The 1,089-nt window shown below is 68.8% G+C and carries 1 pseudogene; it reads right to left on the bottom strand.

The features are described 5' to 3' along the window. Positions 1-23: 23 nt before the first annotated feature. Positions 24-1,012, bottom strand: a pseudogene (locus IH44_RS45050) (IS5 family transposase). Positions 1,013-1,089 lie beyond the last annotated feature (77 nt).

Below are 1,089 nucleotides of genomic sequence, written 5' to 3'. Positions count from 1 at the left end.
CTAGGGAGCGTATTCGGTCGTGATCAAGGGGCGGGCTTGGTGAGGTCTTTGAGCCAGATCATCGCGCCGCGAAGGCGGAGGCCAGCGAGGTAGCTCTCGGGCTTCTTGTCGTACCGGGTGGCGATGCCTCGCCAGGCCTTCAGCTTGTTGATCAGGCGCTCGACGGTGTTGCGGTCCTTGTAGAGCTCGGTGTCGTGGCCAACGGGGCGGCCGCCTTCGCTGCCCTTCTTCTTACGGTTGGCGGCCTGGTCCTTCTTCTCCGGGATGACCGCTTTGATGTGGCGTTTGCGCAGGTGGTTGCGGTTGCCGCGGGACGAGTAGGCCTTGTCCCCGGCGACCGCGCCGGGTCGGGTCCGCGGGCGGCCGACCGGCCCGCGAACCCGGATCCTCTTCAGCACGGGGATGAACTGCGGGCTGTCGGCGGCCTGGCCCTCGGTCAGGACGAAGGCCAGCGGACGGCACCTGCGCTCGCCGGCGACGTGGACCTTGCTGGTCTGGCCGCCCCTGGACCGTCCGAGCAGGGCGGCCTTCAGGCGGAGCCGGCGTCTGCGGCGCACACGCCGCCGCTCGTCCGTGGCGCCCTGCCCGTCTTGTCCCTCCGTGCAGCCCCCTTTTGCCGGGCCTTCTCCGCTTCCTCGGCGGCCTTCTCCAGGTCGGCGAGAGTGTCGGGGTCCAGATGCATCCCGGCGGCGTCGTGGTGGGCCCGGACGGTGGTCGAGTCGACGCTGACCAGGGACAGGTCCACCTCGCCCCGCTTCGCTGCCTCCGCGATCGCGCCCTCCAGCAAGGCCTCGAACACGCCGGCGTCCCTCCACTGCCGAAAGCGGTTGTGGACCGTCGACCAGGCCCCGAACTCGCCCGGCACCTCCCGCCACTGCCCGCCCGTCCGAAACCGCCAGATCACGCCCTCGAACTGCCGACGCAACCGCTCGGGGTACGGGCCGTACTCACCGACCGGCAGGTACGGCTCGATGAACTCCCACTCGGCATCTGTCAGTTGCACTCGCGTCACACCACACGATCTACCGAACCAAGGGCCACCACGAGAGCGAAACCCGCAAATTGATCACAACCAGATACACGCCCTAG

The organism is Kitasatospora sp. NRRL B-11411, from assembly GCF_000721345.1.
Taxonomy (GTDB): domain Bacteria; phylum Actinomycetota; class Actinomycetes; order Streptomycetales; family Streptomycetaceae; genus Kitasatospora; species Kitasatospora cineracea.
The sequence above is the reverse complement of the archived record's forward strand: the minus strand, read 5'-3'. Positions and strand labels throughout refer to the sequence as shown.